The organism is Halobacterium bonnevillei, assembly GCF_009831555.1.
Lineage (GTDB): Archaea > Halobacteriota > Halobacteria > Halobacteriales > Halobacteriaceae > Halobacterium > Halobacterium bonnevillei.
Genome location: NZ_WUUU01000042.1, coordinates 1 through 19960, shown reverse-complemented (window position 1 = coordinate 19960; position 19960 = coordinate 1). Strand labels below are relative to the sequence as shown.

The following is a 19960-nucleotide window of genomic DNA, read 5'->3' as shown; positions in this document are numbered from 1 at the left end:
GCGTCGGGAGCGAGGAGTGGCCGGTCGGCGACGCCGCCCGCCAGCGGTTGTCGCAGTCGGAGCCGCCGCTGACCGTCGACTGGGGGCTGGCGGACGACCAGCCCGAGGACGCCGCGCGCCTCGCGTTCAGCGTGACGAACGAGGGCGACGTCGACACGCGGTTCGTCGCCGGCCTGAACGGCATCCTCATCGTCGGCGCGCACAGTCCGGTCGCCGGATTCAACCGCGAGATACCCGCCGGCGAAACGGTCTCCTGGACGTACACGCACGACGGCGGCGACCCGTACGTCGCCAGCACCGAGGAGGAGTCGGACAGTCACTACAACCTCGAGTGGACGCAGGGCGAGGACGACCTGTACGTGGCGCACGCGGACGGCGAGTAGACCGCTAACTGCGTCGGGCCGGTGCGAACGGATGTCGGGACGTTCAAATCGCCGCGTCCACTACGCCGGTGCATGACCGACGACGACACGCGCGAGAACGTCCTCCCGGGGTCCGACGAGGAGCTGGACACCGCGGACGTCCGCGGCTACGACTTCAGCGGCGAGTTCGACTTCTTCGAGATGCTCGAGGCGTACGGGACGACGGGGTTCCAGGCGACGCACCTCGCGGAGGCCGTCGACATCACGCGACAGATGCGCGAGGACGACGCCACCATCTACCTCACGCTCACGTCGAACATCGTCTCCTCGGGGCTGCGCGAAGTCGTCGCGCACCTCGTCCGGGAGAACTACGTCGACGTCGTCATCACGACCTCCGGGTCCCTCACCGAGGACGTCATCAAGACCGCGAAGCCGTTCAAGATGGGAGAGTGGGACGCCGACGAGGCCAAACTCCGCGAGGAGGGCATCAACCGCCTCGGCAACATCTTCGTGCCGTCGGACCGCTACGTCTGGCTGGAAGAGTACCTCTACGACTTCTTCGACGACTTCTTCGCCGAGGACCAGATCCGGACGCCCACGGAGTTCGCGACGGAACTCGGGGCGACGCTGGACGACGAGGACTCCATCCTGAAGAACGCCGCCGACAACGACATCCCGGTGTACTGCCCCGCGCTCACGGACGCCGAAATCGGGAATTTCCTCTACTACTACCGGCAGGGCGCCGGCCCGGACGTCGGCATCGAGATCGTCGAGGACTACGACTCCCTCATCGAGGAAGGCCTGCTGTCGGATACGACGGGGCTCATCTCCGTCGGCGCGGGCGTGCCGAAACACCACGCCATCATGACGAACCTCTTCCGCGGCGGCGCGGACTACGCGGTCTACATCTCCACGGGCATGGAGGGCGACGGGTCGCTGTCGGGCGCCCCGCCCGAGGAGGCCGTCTCCTGGGGGAAGATCAAGTCCGAGGAGGAGACCAACTACACCCAGATCGAAGCCGAAGCGACGCTCGTGTTCCCGCTGCTCGTCGCGGGCGCGTTCGAACACGAGTAGCGTTCCGGGATTTCCAACGACGATTCCGTCGCCTCGAACGCCCGAGAGACGCGCGCCGTTCGTTTTCGGATCATCGCGACCGTTCTACGTTCGCTCTGTCCCGCCCGGTACCGGTTGGTCTACTGGCTGGCCGGACGTTCGAGAACCGGGTACGTAGGGGCAACGTACCAGTGTAGCGGCGACGAGCGCGACTCTCGAAACGAATCCTTTTAACGCGAGGCGACTGAACGAATCGGTATGGCCATCAAGCCCGACTACGTCAAGAAGACCGGGAACATCCTCATGGAGCGGTACCCGGACGCCTTCAGCCGCGAAGACTTCGAGCACAACAAGGACGCCGTCACCGAGCTGACGAACGTCGAATCGAAGGAAGTCCGGAACCGCATCGCGGGCTACATCACGCACAAGCGCGAGTGAGCGCCGTCCAGTACTGCGTCAGGGGAGAGCGCTGATTTTTCCACCACCCGAAGGGGTTTCACTGCCGCGTCCCGAGAGGAGGGTATGACCTCTGTAGGCGTACTCGGAGCCACTGGCGCTGTCGGCCAGCGGTTCATCCAGTTACTCGACGGCCACCCGGACTTCGACCTGTCAGTACTCACGGCGAGCCCCGCGAGCGCGGGCGAGAGGTACCGCGACGCGGCGAAGTGGCGACTCGACACGCCGATTCCCGACGACGTCGCGGACATCACCGTGCGAGACACCGACCCCGACGCGATTCCGGACGACACTGACCTCCTGTTCTCGGCGCTGCCGTCGGACGTCGGCGAACGCGTCGAACCGGCGCTCTGCGAGGCGGGGTTCGTCGTGTCCTCGAATTCGAGCAACGCGCGCGTGGCGGACGACGTGCCGCTCGTGATCCCCGAGGTGAACGCGGACCACCTCGAACTCATCGACGTGCAGCGCGAGGAGCGCGGGTGGGACGGCGCGCTCGTGAAGAACCCGAACTGTTCGACCATCACGATGGTGCCGACGCTCACCGCGCTCACGCAGTTCGGCCTGGAACGCGTGCACGTCTCCACGCTGCAGGCGGTCTCAGGCGCGGGGTACTCGGGCGTGACGTCGATGGAGATCCTGGACAACGTCGTCCCGCACATCGGCGGCGAGGAAGCGAAGATGGAGACGGAGTCCCGCAAACTCCTCGGCGAGTTCACCGGCGACGGCGTCTCCTGGCTCGACGCCACCGTCTCGGCGTCCTGCAACCGCGTGCCGACGCTGGACGGTCACCTGGAGAACGTGTTCGTGGAGACCAGCGAGGACGTCACGCCCGAGGACGTCGCCGGCGCCTTCGAAGACGCACCCACCCTGGACCTCCCGAGCGCACCGGACCCGCTGGTGGAAGTGTTCGAGGAGCCCGACCGTCCGCAGCCGCGCCTCGACCGCATGCTCGGGGACGGGATGGCCGTGGCGGCTGGCGGCATCCAGGAGACGGACACGGGCATCCAGTACAACTGCCTCGCGCACAACACCATCCGCGGCGCGGCGGGCGCGAGCCTCTTGAACGGCGAACTGCTCGCCCGCGACGGCTGGCTGTAGCGACGAATCGAGCGGGCTAAACCCCTGCCGTGCTTCTGCCGTGACGTCCATTCGACGATGGTCCCCCAGCCACTGTGTTCAAACTCACCGAGACTGGCGACCGACGGCCGTCTCGCCGGGAGGTGGCGTCGTGAGTGACGACGCAGTCCAGGACCTATCGGAGGCGTGGAACGTCCGGGACGCGACGCTGTTCCGCTCGCCGAACGAACCCGGGGAACACACCCGGTTCGGGAGCGCCGTGGGGCCAGACGCCCTCCGCGCTGCGCTCGACCGCGCCGCACGAACGGTCCGGGAGACGCCGCCGGAGCAGGACGGCTACGCTGTGCCGCTGCACGAACCCGACCGGCCGGCGGTCACCGACGAGTACGTGCTCTGGCGACCTGAAGCCGGCCAACTCGGCTGGTTCGACACCGCGTTCGGCATCGACGGCAACGTCCGGTTCGTGCACGTCGCCGACGCCGCCGCGACGACGCTCGGCGACCGACTCCGCTGCTGGCACCCCGATTCGACGCCGGCGTCCGTCGACCCGCTCGCGGCGTTCGAACTCCCCCGAACCGAGGTCGAGGCCGAGAACCCGCTCTCGCCCGACGAGCGCGAGGCGTTCTTCGAGGCGCTACACGACTTCGTGGACGCCGAGCGCGACGCCGAACTCGCCGCGAACCGCGCCAAGCACCGGGCCAGCGACGTCGCAGACCTCGCGCGCCGCGGCGTCGCTACCGGCCCACTCGTGCCCCTCGGCCGCGTCAGTCGCCCCGCCGAAGTCGGGCGGTTCCAGTTCCAGCTACCTGTCGATGACGGCGATGACGGCTTCCGCGGGGGCGACGGCGAAGCCGCTGACCTCGTCGCCGACGCGGACGTGTACCCTGACAGCGTCTTTCTCGTGGACGTCCGCGACGACGCCGCAGCGTTCCCCCTGACGGTGCGTACGACCCGCGTGCAAGGACCGACGCTCACCGTGAAAGCGGACGTGTCGTGTGACCTGCCGCCGTCGCGCGTCGAGTCGCTGCTCACTGACGACGACCGGGAGTTCTGGTTCACCCACCTCCTCAACCCGGTGCCGTTCGACCGCCGCGCGGACGCTATCGAGCACGTCGCCGACCACGACGACAAGCGTGCGCTCCTGACGGGCGCACGGCCTGTACGCTTCGCCGCAGACAAGCTATCCGTCCCGAGCGTCGACCTCTCGCTGAACGAGTACCAGCAGCGAGCGCTGAAGTGGGCCGACGACGCCGAGGACTTCCTCTGCATCCACGGCCCGCCCGGCACCGGAAAGACGCGGACGCTCACCGCGTACGTGCTGCACACTGCCTGGCACGGCGACTCCGTGCTCGTGACGGCGCACTCGAATCAGGCCGTCGACAACCTCCTCGTCGGCGACAGCACGCTCGACGAACCGGACACGGGGTCCCTGCACGCCGCCGCGACCGACGGCGACCTCTCCATCGCTCGCGTCGGCCACAACTCGAAGAACCCGGTCGTCCAGCGCGAGTACGCCACTGCGTCCGTCGCCGAGGCGGACGTCGTGGCCGCGACGACCAGCGGCGCCGCCCAGTTCGACACCGACCACTTCGACGTCGCCGTCGTCGACGAGGCGACGCAGGCGAGTCGCCCCGCCACGGCCATCGTCGTCGACTGCGCCGAGAAGCTCGTGCTCTCGGGCGACCACCGACAGCTCCCGCCGTACGCCGCAAACGAGGGCGACAGCGACGAAGCCCCGCACGCGTCGCTGTTCGAACACCTCCTCGACACGTACGGCGAGGACGTCTCCGTCCTCCTGCGCCGCCAGTACCGGATGCACGAGGCCATCGTCGCCTTCCCGAACGAGGCATTCTACGACGGTCGCCTGGAGACGGCCGCACGGAACCGCGACTGGCAGATTCCCGACCTCGGCCCGCTCGTCGGAATCGACGTCGCGGGCGGCGAACAGTTCGACCACGGCCGGAACTCGTTCTACAACCCTCGGGAGGTCGACGTGGTGGTCGACGAGGTGCGGCGGCTTGCGGGCGCGGGCGTCGACCCCGCCGACGTCGGCGTCATCGCGGCGTACAGCGCGCAGGTCCAGCGTATTCGGTCCCGGCTCGCGGACACCGACGTCGAAGACGTGGGCCGCGTCACCGTCGACACCGTGGATTCGTTCCAGGGCGGGGAGCGCGAGGCCGTCGTCGTGTCGTTCGTCCGGAGCAACGACGCCGGGCGCAGCGGATTCCTCGAGTTCCCCGACGAGGGGCCGCGGCGGCTGAACGTCGCGCTCACTCCGCGCGCGAAAGCGCCTCGTCCTCGTCGGCGACTGGGCGACGCTCGGTGCGGTCTCGCCGGACCGCTCCCCCGCGGCGAGCTGTGCAGACGTCTACGCGTCGCTGGCTGCCGAACTCGACGCGGCGGGCCGACTCCGCGACGCGGACTGATTCAGTCGACGCGGATTAACTCAGTCGACGCGGTTCTCCAGGGCCTCGTCGGTGTCCAGCCGCGATACGTTCCCGGCGACGATGTCCGCGAGTCGTCCCCAGTGTTTCGGCGTGTGGCCGGCGTTGTGCGGCGTGATGAGGACGTTCTCCAGGTTCCAGAGCGCGTGGTCCTCGGGGAGCGGTTCGGGGTCCGTGACGTCCAGGGCGGCCCCCCGAATCGACTCCCGGCGGAGCGCGCCGACGAGCGCGTCCGTGTCGACGACGCCGCCGCGCGCGACGTTCACGAGCACGCTCTCCGGCGGGAGGGTCGCCAGCGCCTCGCTGTCGACGAGGCCGCGCGTGGTGTCCGTCAGCGGCGTCGCGAGCACCAGGTAGTCGGTGCGAGCGAACGCGTCGTGGACGGCCTCGTCGTCGAACCCCACGACTTCGTCGGTCGGTCCGCCCTTCTCGGGCGTGTACCGGACACCGATGGTGTCGACGCCGAACCCCTCGAGCCGCTCGACGACGGCGTGCCCGATGGCGCCAAGGCCGACGACTGTCACGGTCGAACCCTGCAGTTCGAACGCCTGAAAGTGGCGCCACTCGCGGTTCTGCTTGCGCCGCCAGCCCTCGTGGAGGCGCCGCGAGAACGTCAAGAGGAACCCCAGTACCTGTTCGGCGATGCTGGGCGCGTGGATGCCAGCGGCGTTCGTCACAGCGATGCCGCGGTCCCGGAACTCCTCGAGCGGCAGGTGGCCGTATCCGGCGTACGCACACGCGAACAGCTCGAGGTCCTCGGCCTCGGCGAGCAGGTCTTCGTCGATGCTGCCGCCCGTCACGACCCGGGCGTCGCTGACGTACTCGCGCTCCTCGGCGGGCGTTCGCGCGAGCGCGACCTCGTCGTCGGGTAGTCGGTCGCGGAGCTCCGCGGCGTACTCTTCCATCGGCAGGCCGTGCGTCCCGCCGCGCAGAACGACGATGTCGGTCATCGACTCGGAGGTGGGCGCCGCGCGAGGTAAGCGTTGTGCGACGACAGCCCTACTCGCCGGTTTACCAAGGGTTTTTGACGCCTGTAGAGTAGGATTCAACGATGAGTGAGTCCGAAGCGCTGTCGTGCGCGGCGAAACTCGCGCGCGTCGTGCTCGACAACTGCGGTCCGCTCTCCCCGTCCGAAGTAGCCGCGGAGGCACGCCTCTCGGAGGCCGACGCGGAGGACGCGCTCGCGGAACTGGTGGACGCGGGCCTCGCGGAGTGCGTCTGTGGGCTCTGCGAGAGCAAAGAACGCGTGTTCGCGCTCACCGACTCCGTCGAGGCGTAACCCTCTTTCTGCGTGGCCGCGTACCACAGTCTGCGCGCCGTTTGTCCCCGACAGAGTACGTCCACGCGGACTCGATGACGGCTCGGAGAACCCCGGCGTGCGACATCCGGGACGACAGTCCCCGACTGGCGACCGCACACCGCCACGCGACGAGTCGGCTGACGCCGGCTCGGCATTTGGAGAGGTCGACGACCTCTCCCGCCCGCCACGAGGGTTTCCCGGCCAACGGGGCACACCGCCCACGGATGAGGTCGGTCGTTAGTGTCGCGGGCGTACATTTCGACCTTTTGTAGCGCTCGCTCCGCTCGCTTGCAAAAGCTCGGCCAAAAGCCTGCGTCGGGTGCTTCGCACCCTCCTTGGCCTCGCCTTCGGCGAGTGAACCGGCGACCTTCCGGGTCCTTCGGACCACTCGGTCGCCGGATGCTAGACCCCGACACTTCCAGTGGGGCTACTAGTAGATTATCGCCCGGTAGTGTCGTGGGCGTACACCTCAAAATTACCCGAAGCGACTGCTTTCTAATCTCTCATGTGTCGAGAAGTCCCTGAAATAGACCCCAGATGTACTCACGTGTCGCTAAGTACAGAGGGTATAGTCAGCAACTCAGTTCTGGGTTTTTTGACCTCATAGATAGCACAACAGTATATGACCGAAGATATCTCACTCGATGGTCGGACACTTGTTGGCGTTGCAAACACCGATGCTGGGGAAGTGAGTGGAGATACTCGCTTCGAGTTTGAACAGGAGGGCAAGCGGATTTACGCACACTATACAGGCGGACGTATCGTCGATGGCCATCTCGTCGGAACGTTTGACGGCAATGAATGGGACATCCGCTATTCGCAGATCAACACGGATAATGAAACGGCGAGTGGCCACTCCGTGGGCACCGTCGAACTGCTTGACGACGGTCGCGTTCGTATCGAAGACGAGTGGGAATGGGAGTCACAGGATGGCAGCGGTGAGTCAGTCCTTGAAGAGATCGTCTAAAACAAACCCTGCTCTGGCCGGGTCGCAGACCCAATTATCGGTTGTTTCATTTTCCAGCGGAATCGAGTCCGACGGGTCGTCCCTGCTCCCAGTTCACAGCGAGAACGATGTCTCGAAGCGAGTTGAGTCTGCGCTCAACGACATCCAGCGGATGTGAATCGATGAAGTCTGCAGGTTCGTGCGCGACTGGTGTCGCGCCGTCGTTCACCTGCAGATGAACTGGTCCGAGGTCGTCGTGCGTGTCGTCTTGATGCCAGCCGACTAGCAGGCTTCGGTCTGGCTCGATCCAATTGAACCAGTAGTACTCGTGTGGCTCACCAGTCTGCAGTTGGAAGCCGATCTCGATCCGCGCAGCGGTCACCGGATATTCGTCGTCGGCCAAGAACTGTCGCGGGTTCACGTCGGCGACGACCCGGTACGAGCCCGCTTCGCGGGGTTCAGAACGCCGTTGTTGAACAGTATTGAATGTGCCGTTGAGTCGATTCTGGATGCGGTCGTGGAGCCGCCTGTCCTGCAAGTTCGCCCGGTTAGCGAGGAAGACAACCATCAGGCGAGTGTCGACGGAGAGTCAGTCCGCGGTGAAGAGAGGCCGATAACATCATCATAGAGATGGAGCGCGTGTTTCACGAGCCCGAGCTCCGTGTTTATCGCCTCCCACGTGGCGATAACGTTCCGACGCTCACGAAGCTCCTCAGCCGAGAACTCCTCGTCAGCGAGTTGTTCCCGGAACTCATCGAGTGAACTGACGCCGTACTCCGTCGCCAACTCTTCCTGTTCCTCCTTTAGTTCTGTGAGCTGGCTCTCCAATTCGTCACGCGAGTGAGCCTCGATCAAGTCCGTCACTTCGTCGAAGAGCATCCGGACTGGATTCAGGTCATAGGCCTTCGTCCCGTCGACGGTCGTTTCCGTGACCCAGTCGTCACTCTGCAGTCGCTGGAGTTCGTCGTCGGCTGTCGTGCGCGAGACGTCTGCCCGGTCCGCTATCTCCTGCACCGGCGTTGGCTCGTCTAGCAGTTCCACGACGTGCCGGACACGCTCACGGCCGCTCATATTCTCCGTCCACGACTCCGAATTCGAGTCAGCCATCGTACGAGCTCTTGCACCGCGTGGCGCAAATAATTTTCCCATGTTCAAATATTCAAACCGGAGTGGCGGTTATCAGGGGTAGTGTCCATTCACATCTTTCCGACAACAGGCGATAGCAGTGCAGTTCGGTTTATCGGCTATTTCACCGCCACCGATACCGGATTTTAGTCCCAGCGAGTCTACTAGTAGATTGTCGCCCGGTAGTGTCGCGGGCGTACATTTTGCGTACGATATTAGTAACTTATAAAATAATATAGATTATTTCAGGTACGGTCTATCGTTGAGATCGATTCTTCCGCGGTGAACTCTTTTTCTCGCCAAACTCAGGAACTAATCGGGGTTGGCAGGCCTGAAATGAGATCTTCTTTCGTACTGATATAGTAAAGGCCGTAGCGCGCGGAATCGGCCGTATTTTCGATGGCGGGGGCGCTTTCTCTTCACCAGAGTACAGAGTGTAATAGCCGCTCAGTCGGTATGCGAATGTATCGTGACCATTGCTAATAGGTGGTGCAGATGCTCCGTTGCCCGATGCTATGTCGTGTTGTCCTGTTCAAATGGAAGGTCGTTCAGCGGGGATTCATGGCCGACGTGAACTTCTAATTCCACGCCCAAGCCATCTCTCGCCGCCAGAATCGCTGCCCAAGCCCGATGATTCCCGTCGAGCACCACCGGCGGCCAGAATTCATCGTACTGTCGAACGACGACCGCACCGAACGCGTGGTCGGGATACTGATGACGCAAGGACGAGATCTTTGCAACAAAGTCTGGGAAGTCTTCGTCTAACGCTCTAGCTTGCAGTCTCTCAATGGCACCAGCGAGCGTCTTGCCACCAGTCAGCCAATTACATCCGATACTGGGGTATGGGTCAAACTTTCCGAGTTCGAAACCGCTCACGACGAGTGTCGTCCACTCAGGCGCTCTGAATGTCGCATACTGGACCGGCTCATCGTACGTCGTTCTGAGCTCAGAGACAAGTCGCTCGTTATCCCAGCCAGATGGGTCAGTATTGGGATACCCCTCTTTTTCGGCCTCACGGCGAATCCATTGACGAAGTACCTCTGTGACATCAAGAGACGTCCGTTTCCGGCGGTAGAAGATGTGGGACATCTCTACTTGGGCAAGCTTTCCTCACTACCTCGCATAACGATTGTGGAGCACCGCTAGCACACTCCCCGATTTTACCATACAGTTTTCACCTATTACGGGGGTGTAATAGGGTATGTTGACTCGCCCGTCTCTCCGAGGGTTTGGCGCAGCCCTCGTTGTTGGTGTCGCTCTCCTCTGTATGGGAGTGATTGCGCTCGGCTTCCTCATGCCCGAGCGACTCTTCGAGAGTACTGTAGGATTAGTCGCCTTCTTCGCCGCCGGCCTCCTGATAGTCGTCTGCGCAGTCGTTGCGAACCTCTACGACCTCCGAGGGATTCTCTACAACGAGTTCGGCTAATCACTCACTGAACACTCGTAGTCCAACATAGTACGCGCCGCCGATGACAACCCCGGAAATAGCCGCTGTGCCTCCCGCCGCAACCGGCCCCGATGAATAGTTCAACGCGAAGGTTACAATAGCAACGACGACCGCGCCAATCAGTGCTTGTCCAAGAAGGGACTGCCCCTCCAACCACGCGTTAATTCCCATTATACACTTTCACAGCGTACTCCGTTTAATTGTTCGTCTGTACTTACCGAAGCGACTCACCATATCAAGGAAGGTTCTCACCAGCGGATTTCGAGTGAAACAGCCGGTAAGTGAGGTTGCGAACTGATCACCGCTCTCCTCTCCATGATCCACGTCGAATACATCAGTAGACGGCGGCAAAACACCACTGGGTTAGCTAAGCTGTCCGACTTCGGCGAACAATCCAACGGCGCCGTACTAGTCCGTCTCCACGTCGACTCGGTCTCTCACGAGGTCATATTGCTCTTTTAGATCCCGATAGATTAGTTCGTCTCCGATGTACGGTTCGGAGTTCTCGATGAAGAATTCCATCTTCTCTATTACATTCCGTCGTAGTTCCTCCGAGTCGCCCTTGTGATAGTAGTTACTGTTGTCGAGAGTATCTGCAGCCTTGATGAGCACCGGTTCTCTCCCGATTTCGAAGCAGCGGTTCAACGTATCCTTGTATCGCTCAGTATAGTCCTCTATTTCGCTATCGAAACTGGTAGCCTCCACGATGTCAGAGACTTCCTCCCCGAACTCCGACGCGATGTCCTCTTTCTTGACGGCCGTGTCCTCTATCAAATCGTGTAGAATGCTAGTGACAACGACGCGTTCTTCGTACCCTCGATCGTACAGTTCCATTCCGACCCGAATGCTGTGGAGGATGACTGGCTTCGGGTTGCCGCCAGACTCCTGAAAGGAATTGACCAGATAGACGATCGCTCGCTCAATCTCTTCGTCCTCTTCTTTGTCCCTAATAAACTCCTCGTCCCAATCCAATTCACTCATATATGACTAGGTAACAAAGAGAGATTTAACATTTCGTGTATGGGAATAGAAGTGTGGAGGTCGGGCCCAGCCTCCCTGAGGGAGTTTGCTCGCACCTTCGGTCACTCGTCTGTACTTAGCAATCTACGAGCCCAGTGTACGGGACGGTGATAGGTTCTTTGACACTGCCTGGGAACTAATCGACGAGCGCGTTTTGATGCTGCATACGGTATTCCACTTTCACTGAGTTTACTAGTGGATTGTTGCCCACTAATGTCGCGGGCGCACAGTTCTCACTTCGCGTCGCGGCGTGACGGACGCCGCTTCTCGTCCCGTCGACGCCGACGCACTGTGAAACGAAGGAAGGTCTTCGTGTCCCTCCCTTTTGCTGCGTTCAGCCACGATAGAGTGCGTCACCGTCCGGTGAAGGCACAAATTCACCGCCGAAACCATTAGAACTATTATGTGTCCCGGTTAGTCCTGTGCACATGCATCCCTCCAGAGCCGTCGCTTTCTGTTTCTTCTTGGTCAGCGTCTTGCTGTTAGCGCAGGTCGGACTTGCCGGAGAACCACAGCTAACCGCTGGTGCAGTATTTCAGGTGATTGGTGGGGTTCTTCTGTTACTGACCGGACTGTTCGGATTCGTCCGGTACGAACGGAACCCCATTGTCAGTGCGTACGGGCCGACAACGTATCTCCTCATTGCAGGTCTCCTCCTTTGGGCAGTCGGATTGCTTGCCCAACTGCTCACGGCGTAGCCTGTCCGTAGCGACGTATTCGCCGGGTGGTACCGGTGGCGACCCGTTCTAGCGCTCCCGCAAGAGAGCCGGTCGAAACAGCTCCGAAGTCGTCCGAATCCGTCCGCCGCGTGCGGAGCGCGACTGGTGGCGGTCTACCCAGGGTGGCAACGCGGGCACAGTGAGCACGGCGTCGAGACCACTGCCGTTCACATTGGGGTTTTAACAGTACGTCTCCTTTCTCGGGGCATGATCATCGCGGTTTCGCCACCAGATTGGTTGACTGACCTTCTGGCGGGGTACACCCAGGTGCTCTCGGAACTGTTCTGGTTCACGGTGGGGTTCGCGGTCGTCTACGTCGTCGGCCACGTCGTTCTGGTCCCCTCGGTCACCCGGGTCGTCAGATCGCGAAATCGCCACAACCCAACAATCGAGACGGCAACGACGACGTATCTTCGAGTCCTCGTGATCGGGTTCGCGACCCTGACGGGCATCATCACCGCTGGCTACGGACGCGTGCTCTCCGAGTCGGCAGTCATCATCGCAGCCATCACGTTCGCCCTCGGTATTGCCGGCCAGCAGGTGTTCGGGTCGCTCATCAGCGGGCTGTTCCTCGTCGCCGACCCGGACTTCAACGTCGGCGACTGGATTGAGTGGCCGGGCGGCGAGGGGACAATCGAAGCAGTGGATTTCCGGGTCACCCGCGTCCGGACCCCCGACAACGAAACCATCTCCGTCCCGAACACTGAACTCACGGCAAACGCGATCACCCGGCCGTACGGTCGGGACACGTACCGCATTACGGAACAGGCGTACGTCGCCTACTACGAGGACGTCGAGCGGGCCCTGATGGAACTGCAACTGATTGCCGCCGACAACGAGTCGGTTCTGGCGGACCCGGCGCCGAACGCACGCATCCTCGAACTCGGGGAGAACGCCATCACACTACAGGCCGAATTCTGGGTCGAAAACCCGGCAAACCGGGACGTCCGGCTCCTTCGCTCGGACTTCCGCCGCGTAGTGAAACGGCAATTCGACGAGCAGGACATCACACTCGCTCCCCCGTCCGCGCAGTTGCTCTCGGGAGAGCTGGCGGTGACGGACCTGACGGGCGAGTCACCGGCCGCTCCCGGTGAGTGACCGACGGCACGTCGGATGCCACCAGACTGGATGCGACCATCTGCGCTGTCGAACTCCGCGGGCCGTTCACTGGGCGTTCGATTGCTCTCCGCATATCACCCGTTTCACACGATTTATGCGTTTGAGGCTCGTACCTGTTGGTCAGTGCTACTAGTACGGGCACCACTCCTCGCCAGACTCGGGAAACTGCGGGCGGGAGTCGATGCAATCGGCGTCTGGGAGGACTCCGGTGAGCCGTAGCGACCGCGTTCGGGGGTTGTTCAAGAGCCAATCCGAACTGGACCTGACCGACGGTTCGATTCCGAAGTCGCTGTTCTATCTGTCCTTCCCGATCGTCATCACGAACCTCCTGCAGGTCGGCTACAACCTCGCGGACACGTTCTGGCTCGGCCGATACAGCACGGAGGCGCTCGCCGCGATCAGCCTCGGTTTCCCGCTCGTGTATCTGTTCATCTCCCTCGGTCTCGGCCTCACCGTCGCGGGCAGCGTGCTCGTCGCCCAGCACACCGGCGCGGACCAATCCGCGCAAGCGGAGTACGCCGCCTCCCAGACGGTCAGTTTCACGCTGCTGGCCGGCGTGGCGCTCGGCGCAATCGGGTTCAGCTTCGTCGCGGAACTGCTCCAGGTCTTCGGAGCGGAACCGACCGTGTTGACACTCGCGACCGACTACATGGAAGTCATCAGCCTCGGACTGCCGTTCCTCTTCGGGTTCACAGTCTTCATCGCGCTGATGCGGGGGGCCGGCGACACCGTCACGCCGATGCTCGTCATGTTCGGGACCGTCGTGCTCAACGTCGCCCTCGACCCGCTGTTGATTTTCGGTGCGGGCCCGATTCCGGAACTGGGCGTCGAGGGCGCGGCCATCGCGACCGTCTTCGCTCGCGGCTCTGCGATGGTCGTCGGCGTCTGGATCATGCTCCGCGGCTCGCACGGCATCCAGATTCACCCCGGCCAGATGGTGCCGGACCTCGGGTACAGCCGGAAGCTCCTGCGGATCGGCGTCCCGGCGTCGCTCGAGAACACCGGCAGAGCGATCTCCGTCAACGCCGTCCTGGTCATCGTCACGCTGTTCGCGACCCCGGTCGTCGCCGCGTTCGGCGTCGGCATCCGCGTCTTCTCGATGGTCTTCATGCCCGCCATCGCCATCGACCGCGGGGTGGAAACGATGACGGGCCAGAACATCGGCGCGGGCCGAGCGGACCGCGTCGTCGCGACCAACCGGTTCGCGGCGAAGGCGTCGTTCCTCGTGCTGTCGGTGCTCGGCGTCCTCACGTTCGCGTTCGCGCCGGACGTCATCCGACTGTTCGACGACTCGCCGGCAGTCGTCGCCGAGGGCGCGAGCTTCCTCCGGTGGATCGCCCCCACGTTCGGCTTCGTCGGCGTACTGCGGGCGTACAGCGGCGGCTTCCGGGGCGCCGGCAAGACGCTGACCGCCGCCGCCATCGCGGTCCTGCTGTTCGGGTTCATCCGCCTCCCCATCGCCTACGTCGCCTCCCAGGGGATCGTCCCCGTCGACGTCTGGTTTTTCGGTAGCCGAACGCCCACGGGGATCTGGTTCGCGTTCGCGGTTTCGGGAATCGTCGCCGCCGTCGTCGCTGCCGGCTGGTTCGAACTCGGGAAGTGGCGGGGGATGGACCTGACACAGCGGGTGAACGAGACGCCCGCTGAGGGCACCGGCGACGGCGACACCGTCGGTGACAGTCCGTCTCCCGACGAAGCAGGGACCGACGATTGAGAGCCGAACACCGCCACGAGGGACGCCCGACCGATTCCCGTCGGATTGGGGCCAATTGGCGGCTGGCAGCGCGCGCGTCCGCGCTCTGTACCGGACAATGCACGGCGATCACTGCTGGAAACGCGTCGCCCGTTGCCACGGGCCGCGGGCGTCGTGCCACGTGGTTACTTGCTGTCTCGCCACGTAGTTGACAATAGACGCCCAAATGTACGACCACATCCTGATTCCGACGGACGGAAGCGCCGAGACCGAGCAGGCCGTCAGTCACGCGCTCGGACTCGCGCGAACCTACGACGCGACAGTCCACGCGCTGTCAGTAATCGACGAGAGCGAGCAATCGGCCGTACCGGCGGCGGATGCGCGCGAGCAACTGCGGTCCGCAGCCGAGACGGTGGGTCGGCGAGCGACCGCCGAGATCGCCGAAACGGCCGCGGAGTTGGACCTCGACGTCCACCGCGAACTCCGTCACGGAACGCCCTACGAGGAGATCCTCGGCTACGTCGAGAACCAGAACATCGACCTCGTGGCGATGGGCACGCACGGCCGTGCCGGCGTGGGACCGAACCTCGGCAGTACGACCCTCAGAGTGATTCGGAACGTCGAGGTACCCGCGCTGACGGTCCGCTTCCGCGAGGGCGAGGATGTCGACGCGGCGAGCCACTATGAGATCTACGACGACGTCCTCGTGGCGACGGACGGGAGCGACGGGTCGGCGGTCGCCGCCGAACAGGGCATCGACATCGCCGAGATGTACGGTGCGACGCTGCACGTCATCTACGTCCTGGACACGAACACCTACGTCTTCGAGGACGTCCCGAAGAGCATCATCGGCCTGCTCAAGGAGAGCGGGACCAACTCCCTGGAGGAACTCGCGGAGCTGGCCCGGGAGCGAGGCGTCGACGTCGAGACGGATTTCCGCCGCGGCAGGCCGTCGCAGAAAGTCCTGGAGTACGCCGACCAGAACGACGTGGACCTCCTCACGCTGGGCGCGCACGGCCGAACGAGCGAAGTCCACCTCGGGAGCACCACCGAGCGCGTGATCCGGACGTCGGAGCGACCGACGCTGTCCGTTCGGTGAGCGCGCAGTACTGCTTCCCCCGGCGCTACGACGCCGCTCGACGTATCCGTTTGGTGTCTTCCTGCGGTTCGAGAACGGGCAACCCCGCTGAAGGAGTCGCGCCCGCTACCCCCGATTATGCAACTCGGCATCATCCTCGAGACGAACGACCCGGAGCGTGTCTGGAACGCCTTCCGCCTCGCGAACACCGCCCTCGACGCGGGCCACGAGGTCGAGGTCTTCCTCCTCGGGGACGGCGTCGAGGCGCCGGACCTCGAACACGAGAAGTTCAACCCGCACGGCGTGATGCGCAAGTACGCGCAGAACGGCGGCCGCCTCCTGGCGTGCGGGACGTGCCTCGACTCCCGCGACCTCGAACCGGACGACCTCAGGCCCCGGTCGACGATGGCGGACTGCCTCGGCGTCGTCGAGGACGCAGACCGGGCGCTCACTATCGGGTAGTCGGGTGCTCGCTCTCGGATAGTCGGACGCTTACTGTCGGATAGTCCGTCACTCCGCCCCGAAGCCGTTGTTCAGTCGGCGGGCTGTTCGGCGCGTTGCGTCCCCTCGACGTCCAGCGGGTCGGCCGACGACGTCGCCGTGACCAGTCGCAGGAACTGCCCCGCGTTCGTGAGGAGCTTGTTCTCGGCTTTCCGGAGGTGTTCCTCGTACGTGGAGCGAGCGACGGCGGTCTGCTCGGCCAGGTCGCGTAGCGTCGCCTGACGGGGTTGCTCGTAGTACCCGCTCTCCAGCGCCAGTCGGAGCGCCGCCTGCTGGCGGTCAGTGACGTCCTCGAACAACTGGTCGACCGGCGCCAGCATGCTGTGGGGGACCTGTTGCTCCGTAATCGACGTCTTGGAGAGCACTTCGATGTCCCGGTCGGCCTCCAGGTCCTGCAGGAGGGCTCGAACGTCGTTCTCGTCGAACGCGATCACCGTGTAGTGCTCCCAGCCCTGGCGGTGGATGGTCGGCGGCTGGTAGAGGCAGTTGTGGGATTCGAACCGTTCGAGGATCGAGTCCTCCAGCGAACAGAGACAGGACTGCGTGACGACGTGGAGTCCGGACTCGTCGACGGACTCGTGGAGGATGGTCCCCAGTTGTTCGATCTCCGCGAGCAGTTCGTCGGTCGGCGGCTCCGGCGACGTGGTCTCGATCACCTGGCAGTCGCTCAGGTACCACTCGCGGATGGTGAGGTCCGGGTGGCGCTCCGAGATCTCCCGGTACGGGCATTCGTGTTTGACCCGGAAGGAGGCTTCGAAGAGACTCATACAGACACAGTATAGCCTGCGTCAATTAACGGTGCCGGTCATGGCCGGCAGTACTCGTATACGAGGTACGGTCGTATGGGGAGATACTGATGTCGGAGCTCAGCCCAGCGGAGTTCAGCGAACAGTTACACACCGACGGTGGCGCCCCGCTCGTTCTCGATATTCGCCACGAAGCGGACTACGACGACTGGCACATCCCGGGCAGTGTCAACGTCGACGTCTACGACAAACTGACGAACGACCCGGAGGCGGCCAAAGACGAGCTCTCGGAGGTCCCCGATGACCGCGAGGTCGTCACCATCTGTGCCGCGGGCGTCGTCTCGCAGACGGCGACAGAGGTGCTCCAGGACATGGGGTACGACGCCACGACGCTCACGGACGGCATGAACGGCTGGAGCCGCGTGCACCGCCACGCCACCGTTCCGGTCGACCTCGACGGGACGCTCGTCCAGGTCGCCCGTCCGGGGAAGGGGTGTGTCTCCCACGTCCTGGTCGCCGGCGGCGAGGCCGCCGTGTTCGACCCGTCCCACTACGTCGAGGAGTACGAGGCAATCCTCGACGACTACGACGCCGACCTGGTCGGCGTCTTCGACACGCACGCTCACGCGGACCACGTCTCCGGCGGGTCGGAACTCGCCGGCCGAAACGACGTCGCGTACTACCTCCACCCGAAGGACGCGCTCGCAACAGACGCGACGCCCATCGAAGACGGCCAGACCGTCGCGGTCGGCGGTCTCGACGTCGACGTCGTCCACACGCCCGGGCACAGCGAGGGCAGCGTCTCGTTCGCCGTCGAGGACGCGGCGCTCCTCACGGGTGACACGCTCTTCCACGAGAGCGTCGGGCGCGTCGAACTCGGCGTCGAAGCCGGAATCGAGGACTCGGACGTCGAGCAGAACGCCGCCACCCTCTACGAGAGCCTCCAGCGGTTGCAAGAGTACCCAGACGACGCCGCCGTCCTGCCGTCACACGACCCCGGCTCACCCGAGCCGCCGGTGACGGCGACGCTCGGCGACGTCCGCGACCGGAACGACGACCTCGGCCGCGACCGCGAGGCGTTCGTCGAGACGCTCGCCTCGGACGTCCCCGAGCACCCGCCGAACTTCCAGCGCGTCAAGCGAGTGAACGTCGGCCAGGAGTCAGTCCCCGTCGACCAGCTGGCGGACCTCGAACTGGGCCCGAACAACTGTGCGGCCGAGTAACCCATGAGTACGGCCAGTACCATCAAACAGGGAATTCTCGAACACAAGGGACAGTTCTCGCTGCACGTCCTGCTGGTGTTCGCGACCGGGCTGACGATCGGGTCCGAGCGCGCCGTCGTCCCGGTCCTCGGCCGCGACGTGCTCGGCGTCGAGTCGCTGTTCGTCATCGGCTCGTTCGTCGTCTCGTTCGGCATCGTGAAGTCGGTCCTCAACCTCTACGCCGGCAAGTGGGGCGAGGAGTACGGCCGCAAGCCCGTGCTCGTCCTCGGGTGGGTGACTGCGCTCCCGCTGCCGCTCATCCTGATCTACGCGCCGAACTGGGCGTGGATCTCGGTCGGGAACGTCCTGCTGGGCATCAACCAGGCGCTGACCTGGAGCATGGCGATCAACGCGAAAATCGACCTCGCGCGGCCCGACCAGCGCGGGCTCGCGGTCGGCATCGACGAGGCCTTCGGGTACAGCGGCGTCGCGGTCGGCGCCTGGGTCACGGGCCTCATCGCCGGCCGGACGAGCCTCCGCCCCGAGCCGTTCTACTTCCTCGCCATCGTCGTCGTGTTCGCGTTCCTGGTCTCGGTCTTCCTCATCAAGGAGACCGTCCAGTACGCGCAGGCGGAGGGCGACGACGACCACCACGACGCGAACCTCCCGTTCAACGACGTGCTGAAGCGGGCGACGTACGGCGACCGGACGCTGTTCGCCGCGGCGCAGGCCGGCCACGTCGAGAACTTCGTCGACACGCTGTTCTGGATCGCCGTCCCGCTGTACCTCACGAGCCAGGGCCTGGGCATCGCCGCGGTCGGCTCCGTCGTCGCTATCCACAGCGCGATGTACTTCCTGCAGATCGGAACCGGCGGCCTCGCGGACCGCATCGGCCGCCGACCGCCGGTCATCTGGGGGATGTTCCTCGCCGGCGCCGGCGTGCTCGGAATGGTTCTCGTCGACGGGTATCTCCCCTGGGCCGTCCTCGCGGCCGCATCCGGGCTCGGCATGGCGCTGCTGTACCCGAACCTGATGACCGTGCCCAGCGACGCCGCACACCCGACGTGGCGCTCGGCTGGCATGGGCGTCTACCGCATGTGGCGCGACTCCGGCTACGCCGTGGGCGCGATCCTCATCGGCCTCGCGATGCAGTTCGTGAACGCCGAAGCGGCCTTCTACATGACTGCAATCCTGATGTTCGCGTCCGGCGCCGTCGTCTACCTCTGGATGGAGGAAACCCATCCGGAGTTCGGTACCCACGAACCACCTGCGCCGGCGCCTGACGAACCGCCGCGGGCAGCGCCCGAAGACTGACCCCCTTGGTTCCCCGTTTCACGGGGTTCTAGCTCGACTCGACGCCCGCGACGTTCGCTGGGTCCGGGGTGTCCCTACGCTCTGGCGACGAAGACGACGTGCCTGAGAGACGGCAGCGCCGCGTTCGCCAGCCGCACCTGCTCAGTGATGCTCCTGGGGTCCAGGTCGTAGCGCTCCAGCAGCCGGTCGATAGCCGGGCCGAGCGGGCTGCCGTGCAGGCGACCGAACAGCGCCGTCCACTTCCCGAACTGACCGACGCTGTGGGCGGAGACGTCCTCGGCGGCGACCACGTCGAGGCCCGCAGCGTCGAGCGCGCGCTCGTATCCGCCCCGGGTCGGACGGGTCCGGGGGCATGTAA

20 protein-coding genes and 2 pseudogenes are annotated in these 19960 nt (G+C 64.3%); 14 read left to right on the top strand and 8 right to left on the bottom strand.

Going from position 1 to position 19960, the window contains the following annotated elements:
* From GRX66_RS07380 to GRX66_RS20505, 5 genes and pseudogenes are all read left to right on the top strand, one after another.
* Positions 1 to 383, top strand: a 383-nt coding sequence (locus GRX66_RS07380) for a hypothetical protein (protein WP_159525982.1), incomplete at its 5' end; no start/stop codon positions are given.
* A gap of 72 nt (positions 384 to 455) precedes the next feature.
* Positions 456 to 1436 carry a deoxyhypusine synthase gene (locus tag GRX66_RS07375; RefSeq protein ID WP_159525981.1) on the top strand — a complete coding sequence of 327 codons (981 nt, stop codon included), beginning with the start codon at positions 456 to 458 and terminating at the stop codon, positions 1434 to 1436.
* A gap of 237 nt (positions 1437 to 1673) precedes the next feature.
* Positions 1674 to 1853: a 30S ribosomal protein S17e gene (locus GRX66_RS07370; protein WP_159525980.1), complete on the top strand. Its 180-nt coding sequence runs from the start codon at positions 1674 to 1676 to the stop codon at positions 1851 to 1853.
* Between the two features lie 84 nt (positions 1854 to 1937).
* Positions 1938 to 2969: an aspartate-semialdehyde dehydrogenase gene (gene asd / locus GRX66_RS07365; RefSeq protein ID WP_159525979.1), complete on the top strand. Its 1032-nt coding sequence runs from the start codon at positions 1938 to 1940 to the stop codon at positions 2967 to 2969.
* A 40-nt stretch (positions 2970 to 3009) separates the two neighbouring features.
* A pseudogene (locus GRX66_RS20505) lies at positions 3010 to 5223 on the top strand (AAA domain-containing protein); the annotation flags it as partial.
* Between the two features lie 171 nt (positions 5224 to 5394).
* On the opposite strand, the gene GRX66_RS19875 reads toward GRX66_RS20505, so the two are convergent.
* Entirely contained in the window at positions 5395 to 6342 is a 948-nt protein-coding gene (locus tag GRX66_RS19875; RefSeq protein ID WP_233745362.1) for a D-2-hydroxyacid dehydrogenase, read from the bottom strand.
* Between the two features lie 101 nt (positions 6343 to 6443).
* On the opposite strand from GRX66_RS19875, the gene GRX66_RS07355 reads away from it, so the two are divergent.
* Together GRX66_RS07355 and GRX66_RS07350 are read left to right on the top strand one after the other, a co-directional pair.
* Complete coding sequence (locus tag GRX66_RS07355) at positions 6444 to 6671, top strand: hypothetical protein (protein ID WP_159525977.1); 228 nt, start codon at positions 6444 to 6446, stop codon at positions 6669 to 6671.
* A gap of 643 nt (positions 6672 to 7314) precedes the next feature.
* On the top strand, positions 7315 to 7659 hold the full coding sequence (locus tag GRX66_RS07350; RefSeq protein ID WP_159525976.1) for a hypothetical protein: 345 nt from the start codon (positions 7315 to 7317) through the stop codon (positions 7657 to 7659).
* A gap of 46 nt (positions 7660 to 7705) precedes the next feature.
* On the opposite strand, the gene GRX66_RS07345 is transcribed toward GRX66_RS07350, so the two are convergent.
* The 3 genes from GRX66_RS07345 to GRX66_RS07335 form a co-directional block, all read right to left on the bottom strand.
* Positions 7706 to 8206: a hypothetical protein gene (locus GRX66_RS07345; protein WP_159525975.1), complete on the bottom strand. Its 501-nt coding sequence runs from the start codon at positions 8204 to 8206 to the stop codon at positions 7706 to 7708.
* Entirely contained in the window at positions 8206 to 8745 is a 540-nt protein-coding gene (locus GRX66_RS07340; protein ID WP_233745359.1) for a winged helix-turn-helix domain-containing protein, read from the bottom strand. The genes GRX66_RS07345 and GRX66_RS07340 overlap by 1 nt, the downstream gene beginning before the upstream one ends.
* A gap of 531 nt (positions 8746 to 9276) precedes the next feature.
* The gene (locus GRX66_RS07335; RefSeq protein WP_159525974.1) at positions 9277 to 9852 is read right to left on the bottom strand and encodes a hypothetical protein; all 576 of its coding nucleotides are present in this window, start codon (positions 9850 to 9852) and stop codon (positions 9277 to 9279) included.
* A 112-nt stretch (positions 9853 to 9964) separates the two neighbouring features.
* Between GRX66_RS07335 and GRX66_RS07330 the strand changes: the two genes are divergently transcribed.
* On the top strand, positions 9965 to 10189 hold the full coding sequence (locus tag GRX66_RS07330; protein WP_159525973.1) for a hypothetical protein: 225 nt from the start codon (positions 9965 to 9967) through the stop codon (positions 10187 to 10189).
* Here the strand turns inward: GRX66_RS07330 and GRX66_RS07325 are convergent, their stop codons facing one another.
* Together GRX66_RS07325 and GRX66_RS07320 are read right to left on the bottom strand one after the other, a co-directional pair.
* Positions 10190 to 10381, bottom strand: coding sequence for a hypothetical protein (locus GRX66_RS07325; RefSeq protein WP_159525972.1), 192 nt, complete (start codon positions 10379 to 10381; stop codon positions 10190 to 10192). It abuts the gene before it with no gap.
* A gap of 237 nt (positions 10382 to 10618) precedes the next feature.
* On the bottom strand, positions 10619 to 11191 hold the full coding sequence (locus GRX66_RS07320; protein ID WP_159525971.1) for an HD domain-containing protein: 573 nt from the start codon (positions 11189 to 11191) through the stop codon (positions 10619 to 10621).
* A gap of 965 nt (positions 11192 to 12156) precedes the next feature.
* Here GRX66_RS07320 and GRX66_RS07315 point away from each other — a divergent pair.
* From GRX66_RS07315 to GRX66_RS07300, 4 genes are all read left to right on the top strand, one after another.
* Complete coding sequence (locus GRX66_RS07315) at positions 12157 to 13047, top strand: mechanosensitive ion channel family protein (protein ID WP_159525970.1); 891 nt, start codon at positions 12157 to 12159, stop codon at positions 13045 to 13047.
* Between the two features lie 229 nt (positions 13048 to 13276).
* Positions 13277 to 14782, top strand: a complete 1506-nt coding sequence (locus GRX66_RS07310) for an MATE family efflux transporter (protein ID WP_325063996.1) — start codon at positions 13277 to 13279, stop codon at positions 14780 to 14782.
* 205 nt (positions 14783 to 14987) lie between these two features.
* Entirely contained in the window at positions 14988 to 15860 is an 873-nt protein-coding gene (locus tag GRX66_RS07305) for a universal stress protein (protein WP_159525968.1), read from the top strand.
* A gap of 117 nt (positions 15861 to 15977) precedes the next feature.
* The gene (locus GRX66_RS07300) at positions 15978 to 16301 is read left to right on the top strand and encodes a DsrE family protein (protein WP_159525967.1); all 324 of its coding nucleotides are present in this window, start codon (positions 15978 to 15980) and stop codon (positions 16299 to 16301) included.
* Between the two features lie 71 nt (positions 16302 to 16372).
* Here the strand turns inward: GRX66_RS07300 and GRX66_RS07295 are convergent, their stop codons facing one another.
* A complete protein-coding gene (locus GRX66_RS07295) occupies positions 16373 to 17107 on the bottom strand; it encodes a helix-turn-helix domain-containing protein (RefSeq protein WP_159525966.1) in 735 nt (244 codons plus the stop codon).
* 89 nt (positions 17108 to 17196) lie between these two features.
* On the opposite strand from GRX66_RS07295, the gene GRX66_RS07290 reads away from it, so the two are divergent.
* Both GRX66_RS07290 and GRX66_RS07285 read left to right on the top strand, forming a co-directional pair.
* Entirely contained in the window at positions 17197 to 18309 is a 1113-nt protein-coding gene (locus GRX66_RS07290; protein WP_159525965.1) for an MBL fold metallo-hydrolase, read from the top strand.
* Positions 18310 to 18312: 3 nt separating this feature from the next.
* Positions 18313 to 19602 carry an MFS transporter gene (locus GRX66_RS07285; RefSeq protein ID WP_159525964.1) on the top strand — a complete coding sequence of 430 codons (1290 nt, stop codon included), beginning with the start codon at positions 18313 to 18315 and terminating at the stop codon, positions 19600 to 19602.
* Between the two features lie 74 nt (positions 19603 to 19676).
* Here the strand turns inward: GRX66_RS07285 and GRX66_RS07280 are convergent.
* Positions 19677 to 19960, bottom strand: a pseudogene (locus tag GRX66_RS07280) (hypothetical protein); the annotation flags it as partial.

Coding starts and splice junctions, on each gene's coding strand:
- GRX66_RS07375 (WP_159525981.1), top strand. CDS start 456: ATGACCGACGACGACACGCGCGAGAACGTCCTCCCGGGGTCCGACGAG.
- GRX66_RS07295 (WP_159525966.1), bottom strand. CDS start 17,107: ATGAGTCTCTTCGAAGCCTCCTTCCGGGTCAAACACGAATGCCCGTAC.
- GRX66_RS19875 (WP_233745362.1), bottom strand. CDS start 6,342: ATGACCGACATCGTCGTTCTGCGCGGCGGGACGCACGGCCTGCCGATG.
- asd (WP_159525979.1), top strand. CDS start 1,938: ATGACCTCTGTAGGCGTACTCGGAGCCACTGGCGCTGTCGGCCAGCGG.
- GRX66_RS07315 (WP_159525970.1), top strand. CDS start 12,157: ATGATCATCGCGGTTTCGCCACCAGATTGGTTGACTGACCTTCTGGCG.
- GRX66_RS07290 (WP_159525965.1), top strand. CDS start 17,197: ATGTCGGAGCTCAGCCCAGCGGAGTTCAGCGAACAGTTACACACCGAC.
- GRX66_RS07320 (WP_159525971.1), bottom strand. CDS start 11,191: ATGAGTGAATTGGATTGGGACGAGGAGTTTATTAGGGACAAAGAAGAG.
- GRX66_RS07330 (WP_159525973.1), top strand. CDS start 9,965: ATGTTGACTCGCCCGTCTCTCCGAGGGTTTGGCGCAGCCCTCGTTGTT.
- GRX66_RS07300 (WP_159525967.1), top strand. CDS start 15,978: ATGCAACTCGGCATCATCCTCGAGACGAACGACCCGGAGCGTGTCTGG.
- GRX66_RS07355 (WP_159525977.1), top strand. CDS start 6,444: ATGAGTGAGTCCGAAGCGCTGTCGTGCGCGGCGAAACTCGCGCGCGTC.
- GRX66_RS07350 (WP_159525976.1), top strand. CDS start 7,315: ATGACCGAAGATATCTCACTCGATGGTCGGACACTTGTTGGCGTTGCA.
- GRX66_RS07325 (WP_159525972.1), bottom strand. CDS start 10,381: ATGGGAATTAACGCGTGGTTGGAGGGGCAGTCCCTTCTTGGACAAGCA.
- GRX66_RS07285 (WP_159525964.1), top strand. CDS start 18,313: ATGAGTACGGCCAGTACCATCAAACAGGGAATTCTCGAACACAAGGGA.
- GRX66_RS07340 (WP_233745359.1), bottom strand. CDS start 8,745: ATGGCTGACTCGAATTCGGAGTCGTGGACGGAGAATATGAGCGGCCGT.
- GRX66_RS07345 (WP_159525975.1), bottom strand. CDS start 8,206: ATGGTTGTCTTCCTCGCTAACCGGGCGAACTTGCAGGACAGGCGGCTC.
- GRX66_RS07370 (WP_159525980.1), top strand. CDS start 1,674: ATGGCCATCAAGCCCGACTACGTCAAGAAGACCGGGAACATCCTCATG.
- GRX66_RS07305 (WP_159525968.1), top strand. CDS start 14,988: ATGTACGACCACATCCTGATTCCGACGGACGGAAGCGCCGAGACCGAG.
- GRX66_RS07335 (WP_159525974.1), bottom strand. CDS start 9,852: ATGTCCCACATCTTCTACCGCCGGAAACGGACGTCTCTTGATGTCACA.